Origin of the sequence: Candidatus Gillettellia adelgis, assembly GCA_020541285.1 — a bacterium.
Taxonomy (GTDB): Bacteria; Pseudomonadota; Gammaproteobacteria; order Enterobacterales; family Enterobacteriaceae; genus Gillettellia; species Gillettellia adelgis.
In genome coordinates this window covers 727,685-745,641 of record CP047043.1, presented here as the reverse complement: position 1 = coordinate 745,641, position 17,957 = coordinate 727,685, and the positions used below count along the sequence as shown (strand labels likewise).

Below are 17,957 nucleotides of genomic sequence, written 5' to 3'. Positions count from 1 at the left end.
ATGTAAGTAATAAATTTTATACTCAATAAATTAAAATAATAAAAAGAGAGAGCGCAATATTCTGACTCTTTGCATTTTATTACATACTCAGTATTGTCTTAAAACATTTGAGTGTATTTTTACTGATCCAATAAACTGCTTAATAAATGCAATCAAATACACCTGAACGAGCAAGGCATTTTACTTATTATGTATAAAAAACAAACATCTAAGTAATATTCTACAACACAATGGTTTTAGGTAAGCGGTGTTTGGTTATTTGATGCGCTAATATTAACATGCTCAAGGTTTGTTATGCGTGTAGAGCGGGGGTAAAGTATGTAGTTATTTAACGCATAAATTCTAAAGTGACTTGAGGGCGCGATTTACTGAAGGTGTTGCTAGTAATCTGCGTCATTAGCTTAGCGATAACTCTTATCCATGTCTTATGTTACGTTTAGATCGCTTCTTTAATATAGCCAAAATTAATTTGGCTAGGTGTATGACTTAAGTGCAAGTAAAGGTAATCCTATGATTCGTGAGCAGATGTTAGTAAAGTTAACTAAGGCTTTTCAACCTACATATCTGAATGTTATTAATGAAAGTTATCGTCATAATAGTTCTAGTGGTCTAGAAAGCCATTTCAAAGTGGTATTAGTGAGTAATGACTTTATCGGAACGTCCTTCCTAACACGACACCGTTCAATCTATAGTGTGCTATCGGAAGAACTAGTCAACGGTGTATATGCGTTAGCGTTGCACATCTATACTTTGAAAGAATTCAAAAATAAACAAGATAAAAGCTTAGTGTCTCCGTATTGTCTTGGGGCAACGGATTAGTTTCATGTGAATATGCACTGTACTATTAAATTTTGTCTTTAACTGCAGTATTTCTGTCAATAAGTTTTGGTATATAGAAAACTATTAGTATGTTACGTTGACAATCATGCTAGTAATACTGCATTAGGCAACCCGGTCGTCAGTTATCATAGCCATAAAGTCATTGAATCGATAGGGAAACATATTTAATATGCCAGTATAGCTGTGTTACTCTAGAATCATCATATATATATTACTATAGTGCTATGTTTGTTGTTGTTGCATGATTTTAATACACCTCCATCATTAGAAGACTCTGTTTTGCATGCAGTGATTTTAATTGCTAGAATAAAAAAAATCATTAAACACTGTGATTTTGTGCAGTAAACGACAAATGCTTTAGCAGAAACAAGCCGCAGTCTGAGTATTGTTTTTATTATTATACCAGAAAAACTATTGATCAAGCAGTGCAGGAACGTATGATTCATACAACAAAATTCTTTATGTTATTAGGATGATATCCAACATACGGATTACCATACATTATGGAGTAGTGGTACACAACTTCTATAACTCAGAAAATGATAAATGAGGTCGTATAACATATGTTTATTATTGCAATTGTTAGAGAAAGCTTTATTTAGCTAGTGTTTAAAAGAGACGTTAAAGAAATATAAAACGTTAAAATGTGGCGTTGTGTTATGTTAAAAGTATATCTAGATATTCAGTGATCAGTCTGAAACTGAATTTACGTCAGGCAACCAGTAATTATAGTGCTTTCTGCTCTCAGTTAAACTATACTGGGATGTTGGTTAAGTGGGGGGAAAGAAGAATTGGATAGTTAGTAATTGTTTCACAGAAACTAACAGTAGCGTTATTATTCACTACATTGATTTTATTGATGATATAGACTTAAAACTACTAAAGTTTTTGCATGCTTGCTAGGAATAATAGCAGTCACATAATCTTATAAGGGTATATCAGATTGAATAAATCATAAAATTAGTAAAGTATTCGCTACACATATCAGTTATCTGTAAGATTGATATGGAAACTATGACAGATACAGTGGTTGTATGTAGCATGTCGATAATCAGGATAAAAAGATTAGCGATCAGAACTTTCTGCTACTTTCATGAAGTCCTTGACTACAATTAATCGTTCTATTGATGCTGTGCATATTAAAATCATCTATATAATAGAGCTCGAGTTATTAAGATTATAATATATTAAAATTAGGCAATTAATAATTTTAATACGTACTAGTCAAGTCGACTCAAGTAGATTACTTATGTTAGGGGCTGCACAGCGTTGCGTAAAATATACAATATCAGCACTCGAATTACTCTAAGACTATTAACATGCAACCTAGAATGTGCGTTATTCTTCGTCTATTATTGTGGATGAAATTATTAGCGCCAAATGCTCTGATACTTAACGCACTATAGTTTTAACATAGCAATACCTGCCAAGAACAGCGCGGTGGCGGTCTGAGCAAATCAACCTAATATACATTATAGTACAGTCTTAAAGTATATAAAAGTTGATGCTAAGAATCACGCCTTGTTTAAATTAACAATTAATATCCTAAATAGTACATAAATTAAATAAATACAGGAATCAGCTAATCATTAAATTTCTTGATAAAGACGCTTTACTTACTCAACAATCACCTATGTTTGACGCACTAAAGCTAATGGAGATTGCATTGTAATTTTGCAATTAGTTATAGCAACGCACTAGTATAGTAACCGACAATATCAATCAATTACATCTGATGTTAAAGTTTTCTTTTTTACTAAAAATATAGTATTAATTATACATTTGACAATATAAGAACGTATATGTTATTAACCTTCACTTCAGAACTCAGAGGTAACTTCTAATATGAGTTAATTTCGTAAAACTTATATGTTATTAATGAAATAGTTTTGTAAAAACATATAACAAAAATTAATCTTCACTTGATTAAGTATAGGTAAAAGAGCAGTGAATGTAAATCATACATAAACACTCTTTTACTATTCATTAAATATTTGTCTGTAGTAACTCTGCATTAGACACCGTGCTACACTAGGCATTATGATTCACATCTATGCTGCTTAGAATAGTTAGATAGCTAAGATAAAACCGTCTGACTATATGGATATTCTAAGGAAGATAATAAACTAATTAATATTTGTTTGGCACTACCTATTCTAGCAGAGATGTCTGTTAAAACCAAATAAGAATATATCGCATAAAATACTAAAAGCTATCAAAATAATATGCTTAGATTCTACAAACTCATCTAGAGTTACTAACTCTTAGTAAAGCAATTAAGTGCATATTTAGCAAACTCCGCATATTTAATCTGATATCTTCTGTAATTATCCATAACGAAATATTAGTTTTTATAACTAAATATCATATGATTATATCATTATAAAAGATGTTTAACTGATAAATCTTCAATGTGATGGTCTTTGACTCATTAGTATCTGTCAAGTAATATATTATTTACGCTAGCGAGCAAGAAGAGTGAATAATGTATTGCCTACTGGAATATTTTGATGATGTTAAAATAGTTAGTATCTTTCATTCATTACATGTGTGGCTTGTAAGTTTTTAGTATTAGATTTAGAATTGAGCAAGAGGTCAGGAGAAATGAAGATAGGTATATATCCTGATTGTCTCGTTTATTTATAGTTCTTCACGAGTATATCAATGTTCTAGTGATATTTATATAGTACATGCATCTTAATGATCAGATAATCACCTCGGTTATGAGACGATAAAAACTTGCTGCTATTAAGTATATTATATATAAAGATTGCTATATTGACTATATAGCATGTGGAATCAGCGTGTCAATCCTGATATTCATTTAGATAACAATCTGCACTGATAGCGATTCCTTAGGGTTTCCGGATAATATGTGTTTATATGTTGATTGTGTCTAGCTCTCTGGAATACAAATGTTACTAACTAAATCAGATAGACTTATTATCTGAGTCGTTCTTCTAAATTTGTATAGGATTATATGCATATTTATTATACTGTCGCTCTATAATGCATGAGCTAGATACAATAGCTTATGCTACGTGTAATATTTACTAAAAATCCCTGCAATTATACTGAATCTGAAATACAGCAAATACTTTAGAATTAATTTACTTTACTAAGAAGTAGTGAAGTCGTCATTCGAAAAGTATTTATTAATAAGTAATCAGTTTTATGTTTTATTAGAAACCGATAGTTATCTTTCTGTGTGCATGTTAAGGAGACAGTTTGTAATCTTTACTGGCTTTCTGATGCATCTAATGTATCTTTGGTTAGGTATAGGCTGAAGCGCTTGAAAAGTATATTAAAATACCGGCCTTAATAAACTAAACTTTTTAGCTTTTAAAGAATTATGTTTTACTTTTATTGTCCAGTTCTATAATAGAAAAGTTTAATTTCTTTTCTATTAAAAGAGGAAACAAATTTTTCATCGTTATATAATAAAGCTGACACATGAAAATTCAGCATCTTTCATTCTTATAAATGATTATAAATGTATTAGTTCATTTATATACTGATTAAAGAAGTATGTTGAAAGTATTAAACGATAAAGTCAGTCCATAGACTTGAAAACCTACCGCCGTTCCCCAACGTGTAAAAATCTAGCGACCTTTGCACAAGTGTATAAAGGATATCGTTAGATAAATATAGAACGGATTTAATACGTCAGGATAGTCATACTAGCTGTGCTCAAGTAGAGTTAACGTGTCAAAGGTATAACCTCCAGCCGCCAAAAGCATTTTATTAAGGGACGGTAATGTTGTATAATAGCAAGCGAGATTATGTTTCATCTAAAATGGCATTAGTGCCAATGGTAGTTGAGCAGACTTCACACGGAGAGCGTTCTTATGATATTTATTCCCGCCTGCTAAAAGAACGTATCATCTTCCTAACTGCTCAAGTAGAAGATTGTATGGCTAACTTAATAGTTGCACAAATGCTATTCCTAGAAGCAGAGAGTCCGGAGAAAGATATTTTTCTTTATATTAATTCACCAGGTGGTGTGATTACTGCGGGTATGTCAATTTATGACACTATGAAATTCATTAAGCCTGACATTAGTACGATTTGTATTGGGCAAGCGTGCTCAATGAGTGCGTTCTTATTGGCCGCCGGTACTCATGGAAAGCGATTCTGCTTACCTAATTCTTGCGTGATGATTCACCAGCCGTTAGGTGGCTATCGGGGTCAAGCAACGGACATCGAAATTCATGCGCGTGAAATATTGAAGGTAAAGGCACGTATAAACAAATTGATGGCAGAACAGACAGGTCAGTCATTAACACAAATCGAATGTGATACAGAACGCGATCGCTTTATGACTGCAAGCGAAGCTGTAGACTACGGCTTAGTTGATGCTATCCTAACACACCGAAGTTAGTCGAAGTGTTTAGGTTATAGCTTGCGAAGTTAGCAAGCTTATTTTAGTTAGCTGCATCAATGTTTCACATGGATTTTTAGCATGTAATTATTAATCGAATATTATTGCAGGATAACGACTAAAAAGAGGCTTAGTTTATGACAGATAGGCGTAAAGACGGTTCAGGAAAGCTGCTTTACTGCTCTTTCTGCGGTAAAATTCAACATGAAGTGCGTAAGTTAATTGCCGGTCCATCAGTGTATATTTGCGATGAATGTGTTGACCTTTGTAACGATATTATTCGCGAAGAAATTAAAGACATTGTTCCGAATAGAGAACGCAAGACATTACCGACGCCGCACGAAATGCGCCAACATATGGATGATTATGTTATTGGTCAGGACACAGCCAAAAAAGTACTGGCAGTAGCTGTGTATAATCATTATAAACGTCTACGACACAGTGATATCAGCAGCGGTGTTGAATTGGGCAAAAGCAATATTTTATTAATCGGACCAACTGGCAGCGGTAAGACTTTATTAGCCGAAACTTTAGCACGTTTTCTTGATGTACCTTTTACTATAGCGGATGCTACTACACTCACGGAAGCTGGCTATGTAGGTGAAGATGTAGAGAACATTATCCAAAAACTATTACAAAAATGTGACTACAATGTAAAAAAAGCACAGCGCGGTATCATTTATATAGATGAAATAGATAAGATTTCCCGTAAGTCCGATAACCCCTCCATCACGCGTGATGTGTCAGGTGAAGGTGTGCAACAAGCGTTACTAAAATTGATTGAAGGCACGATTGCGGCCGTACCGCCACAAGGAGGTCGTAAACATCCACAGCAGGAATTTTTGCAAGTTGATACTTCAAAGATTTTATTTATTTGTGGAGGTGCTTTTGCTGACCTGTGTCATATTATTGCTCAGCGTATCAACATGGCTTCCAGTATTGGTTTTGGCGCAACTATTAAAGAGCAATCTGATAAAGAAACTGAAGGCGCATTACTACTACATACTGAGCCAGAAGATTTAATAAAGTTTGGATTAATCCCTGAATTCATTGGCCGTTTGCCAGTAGTAGCAATATTGGGCGAGCTTAATAAAGATGCTTTAATTCAGATTTTAAAAGAACCAAAAAATGCCTTAACTAAACAATATCAAGCATTGTTCAATCTGGAAGGTACTGAGCTTGAGTTCTGCGATAAAGCGTTAAATGCTATCGCCAAGAAAGCGATGATACGTAAGACTGGTGCTCGTGGCTTGCGCTCTATTATAGAAAGCATATTACTTGATACGATGTACGATTTGCCGTCTATGGATAGCGTAGAAAAAGTAGTAATCAATGAGTTGGTAATCGCTGGTCAGTCAAAGCCTCTGCTTATTTATAGCAAAACCTAAAATGCAGAATTTAGGTGAATAATATATTATTTAACTGATAATGTTGCGTGATAAAAAAGAGATAACATCCCCAATGTCTTTTCCTATGTGCTAACCGTTGAATATCAGTGATTTTGCCCCATATAATCAAGATTAGATTTTGTAAAACGTAGGATGCTAATACCTCATGAGGTTCCCTTTAACCTTATCGGAAATAAACATTAAGAGAGAGCTCTATGAAACCTGAGCGTTCCGAACGTATTGAAATCCCCGTTCTGCCGTTACGCGACGTAGTAGTTTATCCACACATGGTAATCCCGCTATTTGTTGGGCGGGAAAAGTCCATTCGTTGTCTTGAAGCAGCAATGGATCATGATAAAAAAATTATGCTAGTAGCACAAAAAGAGGCCTCAACAGATGAGCCGAACATTAATAGTTTATTTTCTGTAGGTACAGTCGCATCTATTTTACAGATGCTTAAGCTTCCTGACGGCACAGTTAAGGTATTAGTTGAGGGGCTGCAGCGCGTACATATTACTACGTTGTCTGATAGTAGCGATTATTTTACAGCTCAAGCGGAATACCTTGAGTCTCAAGCGCTGGACGAGCGCGAGCAGGAAGTACTAGTGCGTACCGCGATTAGTCAGTTTGAGTGTTATATTAAGCTAAACAAGAAAATTCCTCCAGAGGTGTTGGTTTCACTACATAATATTGAGAGTGCCGCACGCTTAGCGGATACTATTGCTGCGCATATGCCGCTCAAGCTTAATGATAAGCAGTCAGTATTAGAGATGTTCGACATCACTGAACGTTTAGAATACTTAATGGCGATGATGGAGTCGGAAATTGATTTATTGCAGATAGAAAAACGTATTCGTAACCGCGTCAAGAAACAAATGGAAAAAAGTCAGCGTGAATATTATTTAAATGAGCAAATAAAAGCCATCCAAAAAGAACTAGGTGAAATGGATAATGTGCCTGATGAATATGAAATCTTAACACGTAAAATTGCAGCGGCAAAAATGCCAAAAGAAGCCCGTGAAAAAACTACATCTGAACTACAAAAACTTAAAATGATGTCATCGATGTCTGCGGAAGCGACTGTAGTTCGTGGCTATATCGATTGGATGTTGCAAGTACCCTGGCATGCTCGTAGTAAAGTAAAAAAAAATCTGATTAAAGCACAGGAAGTGCTTGATGTTGATCATTATAGTTTAGTTCGTGTCAAAGATCGTATTCTCGAATATCTCGCTGTGCAAAGTCGTACCAATAAGATTAAGGGGCCAATCCTATGCTTAGTCGGACCTCCTGGCGTAGGAAAAACTTCTCTGGGACAGTCAATTGCTAAAGCAACGGGGAGAAAATATGTACGCATGGCACTAGGCGGCATGCGTGATGAGGCAGAAATTCGCGGACATCGCCGTACGTACATTGGTTCTATGCCAGGAAAGCTAATACAAAAAATAGCTAAAGTAGGCGTAAAAAACCCATTATTCCTACTGGATGAAATCGACAAAATGTCTTCTGATATGCGCGGTGATCCGGCTTCTGCGCTACTTGAAGTATTAGATCCAGAACAAAACGTAGCCTTTAATGATCACTATTTAGAAGTAGATTATGACTTGTCCGATATCATGTTTGTCGCTACCTCAAACTCAATGCGTATTCCTGGGCCTTTACTAGACCGTATGGAAGTAATCCACTTATCTGGTTATACGGAAGATGAAAAATTTAATATTGCTACGCAACATTTATTACCCAAACAACTTGAACGACATGCCTTAAAAAAAAGTGAACTAGTGATTTATGATACTGCTATTCATGGTATTATTCGTTACTATACTCGTGAAGCGGGGGTACGTAGTCTAGAACGAGAGATTTCCAAGCTATGCCGTAAAGCAGTAAAAATAATACTAATGGAAAAAATAGTTAAACGTATTGAAATCAGTGGTGACAATCTAAAGGATTATTTAGGTGTGCAGCGCGTTGACTATGGTCGTGCGAATACTGAAAACTGTGTAGGACAGGTTACTGGATTAGCATGGACAGAAGTAGGTGGCGACTTGTTAACTATTGAAACCGCGTCTGTACCAGGTAAAGGTAACCTTACTTATACAGGTTCCTTAGGTGAAGTGATGCAGGAATCGATCCAAGCCGCACTGACTGTTGTGCGTTCCCGCGCAGATAAACTAGGAATCAACGCTGATTTTCATGAAACACGTGACATACATGTTCACGTGCCTGAAGGCGCAACACCAAAAGATGGACCAAGCGCTGGCGTCGCAATGTGTACTGCCTTGGTTTCTTGTCTCACCGAAAACCCAGTACGCGCTGATGTGGCGATGACTGGTGAGATTACCTTACTCGGTCATATATTACCCATTGGTGGCTTGAAAGAAAAGCTGTTAGCAGCGCATCGTGGTGGTATTAGAACCGTTATAATACCTTATAAGAATCAGCGAGATTTACAAGAAATTCCGCAAAATATTATTGCTGATTTAAAGATTCATCCAGTAGAAAAGATTGATGAGGTTTTAAATATTACTTTACAAAATCCAGCCTTTTTTGCACTTACAATACCTAAAGAACAATGAAAAAGAAAAGCTCTTAAAAACCGATATTACTCAGTTATTGCAAACTTTTTAGCATTTTGTAGTGCTAAATTAGATACTAATAAGCTATTTTATATTTTACGTTGATAGCTGATCAGAATTTGATGTAGTTAATATAATTGTTGCGTTTTTTGTAATCATAAGTCTTTCTAAGTATAGAAAACAAAATGTAGAGGGGTAATGCAATGAATAAGTCACAATTAATCGATAAGATTACTACTGGTACTAATATTTCTAAAGTGACCGCAGTTCTTGTTTTAGAAAGAATTATTACTGTAATGACGGATTCCTTAAAATTAGGCAATGACGTAACTCTGGTGGGTTTTGGTACTTTTACTATACGTAAACGTCCAGAACGTATTGGCCGTAATCCGAAAACAGGCAAAGAAATCACTATCGTGGCAGCTACAGTACCAGTTTTTCGTGCAGGGAAAACGCTTAAAGATGCAGTTAATAAAGCAATTCGCTAACCGTGTAGTAGTATGTCTAGTAAGAAAAATCATCTAACGTTATACGACTTATACAGTGATATAAAAGACCCATGCGCATGATGTGTGGTTTTTGTTGTTATAAAAGCTTTTTCTATATTAGAGAGTAGTGCACTCAAAATTATCGTGGAGTATGATCACGGGATGATGGATAGGCTACGAGTAATATCAAATCATTTTATATTTAAAATTATTTTAGTTCTAATGATCTTATCGTTCATTTTGACCGGAGTAAGTAGTTACCTGTTATTTGATTCAGGCGAGTATGCAGCCAAAGTAAATGGCCAAGTGATCACGTTGACTCAATTAGAACAAGTTTTCCAAAATGAACGTCAATATATACAAAGTAAATTAGGTGACCAATTTTCTTTGCTATCTAGTAATCCCAACTATATACAACAAATGCGCCAGCAGGCGTTATCACGGTTGATTGATCATATTCTATTGGTACAATATTCCAAGAAATTAGGTCTGACAGTTAGTAATCAGCAGATCAAAAATATTATTCAAAAGGTCCATTACTTTCAGACCGATGGCCAATTTGATAATTCTAGGTATCTTGAATTCATTAAACGTATGAATTATAGCACCGAAGATTTTTCGCACTTTATGCAAGATGAATTAGTTAAACAATACATTATTGAAGCCTTTGGGGAGTCAGGCTTTATACTACCTTCTGAGTCTCAAGCTATTTCAGCGTTAATGTTTCAGCAACGTAATGTTCGGTTAGCCAAGATTAATTTAAACGTACTACAGGCTAAGCAAAAGGTCACAGAAGACCAATTAAAATCCTACTACTATTATAATAAAAACAGCTTTATATTGCCACAAAAAATTAAGGTAAGTTATATTCCCATAGATACTGTGTCTATGCAAAATAAGGTAATAGTTAGCAAAGCGGAGATTAGCAATTTTTATAATCAGCATAAAAGCAATTACATTCAACCAGAGAAAAGGAGTTATAGTTTAATCCAACTACACACTAAAGAAGACGCAAACACTGTACTACATGAGCTAAAAAAAGGCGGCAATTTTGCTACCCTAGCAAAAGAAAAGTCCACAGATATCATCTCGCGTCGTACTGGTGGTATGCTAGCTTGGTTAGAACCAAAGACTACCATTGACGAACTAAAAAATATCCATTTGACTACAAAAGGTCAAATATCTAACGTAGTAAAGTCTTCAGTCGGTTATTTAATCGTACGTCTAAACGATATTATCCCTGAGAAAATAACGCCAATCCGCGATGTATACAAGGATATCGCCGAACAGATACGAAAAGAAAAAGCACTTGACGCCTACCATGTGTTGCAACAGAAGATTAGTATAGCAATTAACAGAGATCACGCATCTCTAGACTTTGTTGAAACAGTATCTGGCGTAAAAGCAGTGAAAACTGGTTGGTTTAGTCGTAATAATATTCCCACTGCTTTAAACGTACAACCAGTTGTGGAGTCAATTTTTGACCGATCATTAATTAGTAAAAATGGAAAATTAGATAATAACTGCAGTATAATTCCTGTAGATGCCAATAGAGCATTTGCAGTGTGTATGATTGCACATCAAGTAGAGAGCATTGCATCTTTTGATCAAGTTAAAAATCATGTAGCAGAGATACTCAAGCACAATCAAGCACTAAAAAAGGCAATAAAACAAGCTGAGAAGATATTACATGAATTAAGGCGAGGAAAAGGCGACAAAGTGATGCATGCAGCTTCTTTAAGATTTGGAAAAATCCAGACGATAACACGTTCTGTAAAAAGTAACCCGTTGATAGAAGATATTTTTTCACTACCACATCCACTAAAAAACAAGTTAGTTTATGGTATATCACAAGATGATCAAAATAATGTGGTGCTTATCGCGCTTGATTCAGTAAAACCTGGTAGGTTATCAGCTGATGCAAAAAAAATGTTTGCTAAAAAGATAGAAGAGGCTTCTGCTAAAACATCTATCTCCTGTCTTCTAGCCAGTCTTCGTAAAGAGGCCACAATTAAGATCGGATCTATAGAATAAAATTAGTTTCTAGTAATACATGATGGTTTTGAAAAGCATATAAGAGTACTACTATATATGTAGTAGTTAACTAATAAATAAATTAGATGTGATTAATAGTAGAATGCAATATTTTCTTTTTGTTCATTGATACGAGCTTACATTACACAAACCATAAAAAGAAAACTCAAGACTTTGTAGGATAAAACCCTAAAAGTTTCTTCCAATATGATTTAGAAGTTAAAATGACTGAACAGTCTTTAAAAGGTGTAAATTTACAGTGCCATATTCAATTATATCGTTAGACTAAATTTTTACTGTTAGTGCAGCATTTTTTTTGTTAATGATATTATTAAATAGATAATTTATACATTATATGTATTGTAGACTCTTTTAGTAAAACGAGAGGACCTATATTCTAGATATAGTTAGGTATATTTAGCAATATTTATGGACCTTCCCACTTATAAATCTTATGGTAATACTGGTTTTTTCTTAATTTGATGTTAACTAAAAGTGTTTTATATATACCTAATACTTAGGAGTAATTTTTCGTAAACAATCATACATAAAGTATGCGTCTTAATAATAACGCAAATTGTTCATTAGTGTTTTTATGTTATTATATAACATAAAGAATTTTCCTAGAAAGATAGCCACCACGATCATATAATATTAGTAAAGTAATATTTAAATATCAAACAATATGGTTACTAAAATAGGTTCTTAAGCTATGTTTAATCAGAAGAACTTATAATTTACTAAATTAAAAAATTTAATGCTATGTTTTGTTAAAAATCATAGAAATAACACAGGCGTATTATGCTAGTTAGAAATTTATTTGAAAAGGTTGTTTTAAGCTACTGCATAAACTTGATAGATGAATTTTGTAAATTTACAGTAAATGATATTCAAATCATTATATAAAAACTTTAAAAAAAGAATATACACCGTGTGACTATAGTCTATTTCATGCGCTTATATTAAAAAGTTATAAGAAGTTAAAAATCTATTTTCTAGTGTAAAAAAGAAATTTAAAAAAATTTTGTAGATAGTAGAGTGCTTGATGCATTAAAGAGAAAGAATTAATGTTATTAATATAAGAGGATAAGAGGCATTTATGAGAATTCAGACAACCGGTATCTAAACCTTGTAATCATCAGATATACGAAAAAATCTTTTCTTATAAAACGCATAGGAAAATATTATATTTTTATTAAGGTAGTCGTCTATATTTATCAGACTAAATAGATGGTGCCCGGACCTAGAATCGAACTAGGGACACAGGGATTTTCAGTCCCTTGCTCTACCAACTGAGCTATCCGGGCAAATTGCCAATTTGATCTTATTACCTGATCAGTGTCAAGGGTTTTGTATCATAAACTAATAGATTTTTCTAATTTTAATCGAAAGCACTGGTTTCATGGACTAATATATAATTAGAGAATATATATCTCTATTATGTCGCAGGTTTTATATATGTTGACTTTCCCTGCTTCATCCCTTCATTGATTGATATATTGTTTAATATTTGTCACATTACTTTTTTTTCAACTCACATCATCTAGGTTGTAGTATTTATCTCTTCTCTCGTTCTAGTATTTTAGATAAAGAGCTGTAACTAGGTCTTTCTTTATAGCGACAAATATAACTGTTATAGTAATGAGGAGTATACTCCCCAAAACATTATGATGGTTTAGAGTAACTTGTCTCACATGAAAGTATTCGCATGAATAATGATTTTTTTTATTATCAATATTCTACAGTTTAGAACACATCATTCTATAACGTCAGAAACCCTAATTTAGGCCCTAAGTTTTACTAATAAAAAGAATGACTTAGTGTTCAGGATGTGATCTTTAGGTTTATAAAAATAGAGGATTCACAATATTAACTAATTTACATGGGTATATATATTGATAAAATTCAACGCAGTGCATATTTAACATGTCAAATGAATGTAATGTTTTGCCTTTTAAAAGAACGTGATAAAACTAAACGAGCCGCCTCCCCTCCCTACTCAAGGCTGAGTATTTGATTTTGACTACAAAAGAAAAGATTATTTAAATAATCTTCTCATACTAGCTCAGGTGTATCTCGCCAGTCATCGCCCGTTACTAACCTCAGTAGGGGACACTCTAAAAAATATCCTAAAACTTTGACGAGAAAATGATACTATATGAAAGTAATACTCGATAAAGCTATACCACCTAAAAACCTTATGCAACCATGCTAGTGCTATTTTATGAAAATTATAAATATAACTTTAACAGGATAAAAGTTACGCATATAAAGATTATTAACAAACTAGATACACCTAGTTCATGCCGTGATATCCTTTAAACATTGAATAGTATTCTAGTAACTTATATACAGTTAGACACAGGTGATACATTATTATGAAGTAGTCGATACATGCCCGATTAGAATCTATAATCTTACTGATTATAGATGCTTGCTTTTTATTACAATGCCTCATTTATAACTATGATGTTAAACTTATTATTAAATAGTATATAGGATTTCAGTGCTTCTATTATATATTATATAATAGAAGAATTATTATGTCATAATAAACCTTATGGCTTGTGAACATTCAAAATTTAATACCATTATTAAACAATGTTGTTTTATGTCTGGTAATCAAAAATCGTATATTAGTGCATCACGAAGCATTTAATAATAGTTTACAGCTCTATAATATGGTGAAATAGTTCGCTTAACATAATAAAAATTATAAATTTTATAGATTTTGATAGGATAGAGGCCCGCTGCGAGATACACAAGCATAATTTAGCTAGTAAGTAAATAGCAGCATCTTCTACGTTATTTTAAGTATTAAAATTATTGAACTTCAATAGTATTGTGTAATAAAAGATTATCTAATTTACTATATCAATAGAGTGTAAACGCACAAACGATATTTTACAAAAACTTCTAAAAATAGAAAACTAGCAAAGTATAACACATGCATCCTTTGTATTGACAACATTCATGCAATCATAGAGACAATCTTCTATATGGATGAGTGTCTATTGAGCAGGAATCTAGACAACCAAACTCACGGTAGACTCTGCTAAGAAGGCAAGAAGTACATATATTTTTTATAAATCCTATATATGAATACGAAAGACAGGTTATTTAACATGATAAAATAAAAAATAAAAGTTATCACTTAGTTTTATTGAGATGTTTTAATGAAAAATTCACACTTATTTCAGAAGAATATATGAAACTTCACAAAATTATCGCGAAGGATAAATAAATAACTTTTAGAGGTGGACAAAACACCATTGTAAGTTCATGAGATATAGGAAATTCTATACAACATCATGGTGTAAACTTGTTATTAATATTCTAAGGCAAGCTTAGATTCTTTGATAACTAATAACAAGTCTAATAAAATTGATATTGCTCTGATAATTCATGATGAAAATTTTCCTTACAATATCAATCGTTATTGATGCGATACTTCTCGTGTTAGTAAAATAATCTCTAATATTTTATATATCAGTAATAGCGCGTTAGATAATATATTCAGAATTAGCGTATTAGCTAAGCTATGTTGTTAGTAGTATTAACTACACCGAATATTAAAATGCAGCTCAATGATCTCACTCAGTGCTACGTTTTACATCTATTAGTTACTAATAATTGTTAAATACGTTTTAACATTAAGAAAGCAAGTGCTTTTTAAGATATGTGCTTTCTTTTAAAAGATGAGATCCTGATGTTTAAGAATTTAATACCGGTATAGAATATGTTCGACGATTTTCTGTAAAAATGAAAAGCTTTAAGAATAAGAGGATTTACTAGAATTTTAGCTACAAATAAAACATTATTAAAATAATCAATGCAAACTTTTTACATACTTAATGAGTCATAACAGTGTACATGTCTCACAATAACGTAATAGCTCAACAGTTATTTTTTAGAAAAATATTTTCGTTACTGAAGACAAATCCTATTTCCACATGGCAAGACTAATATGCACGATGACTTTGTGGTAAATCAGTAACATTATGAGATGCCTCAGTGAGAAGTTACGGTGTTAGTATATCACTATTTATAGTCGTAAAATAGTGTAGTTCTCCCAGAGACTACAGTTAAGACGGTTACCAATGATAGACTGTTAAGTTTTATGTTGAATCAAAACAAAACAAAATAAAACATTAGGAATTCATTTTTTTCATTATCTTTTTATACTAGGAAGATGAAAATAGATTGATCAATTTATCTAGAATACATTTGAATAATATTTTATTCTGAGCATAGCTTAAAATTAAGAAGCGCTTTTATTAATCTCTAGCAGTTTATACCAGTGAATGAGCACAGTAACCGACAATTAATACATATAAAACTTGCGATATGCTAAGTATAGTCATGTTATTATAATTGAATATTTCAATAATATGAAAAAGGTAGTGCAGTTTACAGTCATTGATAATTAATACTAGAATAGAAGTAATTACTAATGCAACCATTATAATTATTCCTTTGTATTAACTGTAATATGTGTGTACGACAATAAGATGTCGTATAGCAAATTTTAGATTTAATAAAAGTGTATTGCTTAAGTACAGACTTTAAACGGCGATAAGTTAGCTATAACGAATTAGTGTTCAGAACGTGCTGCTACATAGCATATGTAGCACAGTATCGCTTAGCAGATTATTCATTATTTATAAACTCATAGGAAACATTTTCTGTACAGAGTAACATTGATAGAGTTTCTAACTCTAACCATACTAACTGAATATGGTCTGTCTTTAAGATCAATTCACTCTGTCGTAGGCGTTGAACGGCTTGTCGAAGTTGATCAGTAGATAGCCGATGTATGGCTTGTGTTATGAGGTTTTGACGATTTTTCCAAACCTTATGTTGATCGAATAAAGTATGCAGTGGCACTAAAACCATATAACGCTGTATAGTTAATAATACTAGCAATTCACGCTGTAAAGTACGCAATAAGATTGCGGGTTCAACATCTCTTTTTTTCAACTGCTGAAAGATGTGCCAGGCTCGATCGTTTTTTCCTTCCAATATAGCGTTTATCCAATGAAGTGGCGTAAAATATGAAGCATCATATACTACTTGATTAATACGCGATACAGTCAGTATGCCATCAGGATACAATAGCGATAACATCTCTAATACTTGTGATAATGCTAGTAAATTCCCTTCGTAGCAGTAAGACAATAATTTATTGGCTGCATCTTCTAATGTTAGTTGCATGAGTTGAGCGCGAGCGAAAATCCATCGAGGAAGTTGTGTTGGTGTGGGTGATTGGCAGCTAACATAGACAGCATTACAACTTAGTGCTTTAAACCAAACGCTTTTTTCCTGTGATTTAGGTAAATAAGAGCTGCGTAATATCAATAATATATCATTATGTAGTAGTTCGCTAAGCTGAGTTAAATGATTTTCAAATGGCGAAAATAAGCCATTGTCCGGGAAAATAAGCAAAAGTATTTGGCGTCTTGTAAACAAGTTGATAGTTTGGCAAATATTAAAAATGGCATCCCAATCAGCATGAATATCCAAAGATATACTATAGTATGTACTAAACTGTTGTTGTTTGGCAGCGTCTCGGATCAAATCCTGGCTTTCCTGCAACATTAACGGCTCATTACCGATTAACAAATAATGCTTACATAAACCTTTTCGCAGTTGCGCAGCTAATTGATTGGAATAAATACGAATCATTGCGTGGTATCACTAGTCATTTTGTATTAACAGTAGTAATTTTTCGTGGATTTTTCTGTTCTACTACTTGCACTTTTAGTAGTTTACGTACTAGTTGTTGCGCAATTTGATTAGTCATTTCTTGACGAATTATTTCCCGTTCAGAATCTTTTGCTAGTGCATTTATCGGATTATCAAGAAAAAATCGGATTACGCTTATTGACAAAGGGTGCAGGGTATGACTAGGAAATAATACTTGCGCCTGCACTGTGAGTATAATTTGATATTCAGCAGTTTTACCATTCTGAAAAATTGATATAGTATTCTGGCTTTGATCAGTATTAATGATACGCAGTAATGGAAGATCTTTACGCCTAGCATCGTTAACTACACTAATGTTATGCAATCGTAATTGTTCACGAATAGCAAAAATCAAGGGGCTATAAATGTCGGGTGCGTCTATTATCAACATATTCATCTGTCGAGAAATCTGCGCGTTGTCATGCAAGTGAAACCCACAACTGGCAATCATTAGTACTGCCACAGTCTTTAACCATAATCTTAAAATATGCGTGTGCACAATATCTCT

Annotated in this window: 8 protein-coding genes and 1 tRNA gene; 6 read left to right on the top strand and 3 right to left on the bottom strand. The window is 33.4% G+C overall.

Annotated features, from left to right (window positions below; genetic code table 11):
- Positions 1 to 510: 510 nt before the first annotated feature.
- The 6 genes from GIY03_RS01620 (at position 511) to ppiD (ending at position 11,704) form a co-directional block, all read left to right on the top strand.
- Positions 511 to 819 (top strand): BolA/IbaG family iron-sulfur metabolism protein, encoded by a 309-nt coding sequence (locus GIY03_RS01620; RefSeq protein ID WP_457913416.1) that lies wholly within the window; start codon positions 511 to 513, stop codon positions 817 to 819.
- Positions 820 to 4,597: 3,778 nt separating this feature from the next.
- Positions 4,598 to 5,221, top strand: a complete 624-nt coding sequence (gene clpP, locus GIY03_RS01615; protein WP_457913415.1) for an ATP-dependent Clp endopeptidase proteolytic subunit ClpP — start codon at positions 4,598 to 4,600, stop codon at positions 5,219 to 5,221.
- A gap of 137 nt (positions 5,222 to 5,358) precedes the next feature.
- Entirely contained in the window at positions 5,359 to 6,609 is a 1,251-nt protein-coding gene (clpX, locus tag GIY03_RS01610) for an ATP-dependent protease ATP-binding subunit ClpX (RefSeq protein WP_457913414.1), read from the top strand.
- Positions 6,610 to 6,824: 215 nt separating this feature from the next.
- Positions 6,825 to 9,182: an endopeptidase La gene (gene lon / locus GIY03_RS01605; protein ID WP_457913413.1), complete on the top strand. Its 2,358-nt coding sequence runs from the start codon at positions 6,825 to 6,827 to the stop codon at positions 9,180 to 9,182.
- Between the two features lie 203 nt (positions 9,183 to 9,385).
- A complete protein-coding gene (locus GIY03_RS01600) occupies positions 9,386 to 9,670 on the top strand; it encodes an HU family DNA-binding protein (protein ID WP_457913412.1) in 285 nt (94 codons plus the stop codon).
- A 162-nt stretch (positions 9,671 to 9,832) separates the two neighbouring features.
- The gene (gene ppiD / locus GIY03_RS01595) at positions 9,833 to 11,704 is read left to right on the top strand and encodes a peptidylprolyl isomerase (protein ID WP_457913968.1); all 1,872 of its coding nucleotides are present in this window, start codon (positions 9,833 to 9,835) and stop codon (positions 11,702 to 11,704) included.
- Between the two features lie 1,231 nt (positions 11,705 to 12,935).
- On the opposite strand, the gene GIY03_RS01590 is transcribed toward ppiD, so the two are convergent.
- The 3 genes from GIY03_RS01590 to lptE form a co-directional block, all read right to left on the bottom strand.
- Positions 12,936 to 13,011 (bottom strand) — tRNA-Phe (locus GIY03_RS01590).
- A 3,343-nt stretch (positions 13,012 to 16,354) separates the two neighbouring features.
- Complete coding sequence (gene holA, locus GIY03_RS01585; protein ID WP_457913411.1) at positions 16,355 to 17,389, bottom strand: DNA polymerase III subunit delta; 1,035 nt, start codon at positions 17,387 to 17,389, stop codon at positions 16,355 to 16,357.
- Positions 17,390 to 17,405: 16 nt separating this feature from the next.
- Complete coding sequence (gene lptE / locus GIY03_RS01580; protein WP_457913410.1) at positions 17,406 to 17,948, bottom strand: LPS assembly lipoprotein LptE; 543 nt, start codon at positions 17,946 to 17,948, stop codon at positions 17,406 to 17,408.
- Positions 17,949 to 17,957: the final 9 nt, after the last annotated feature.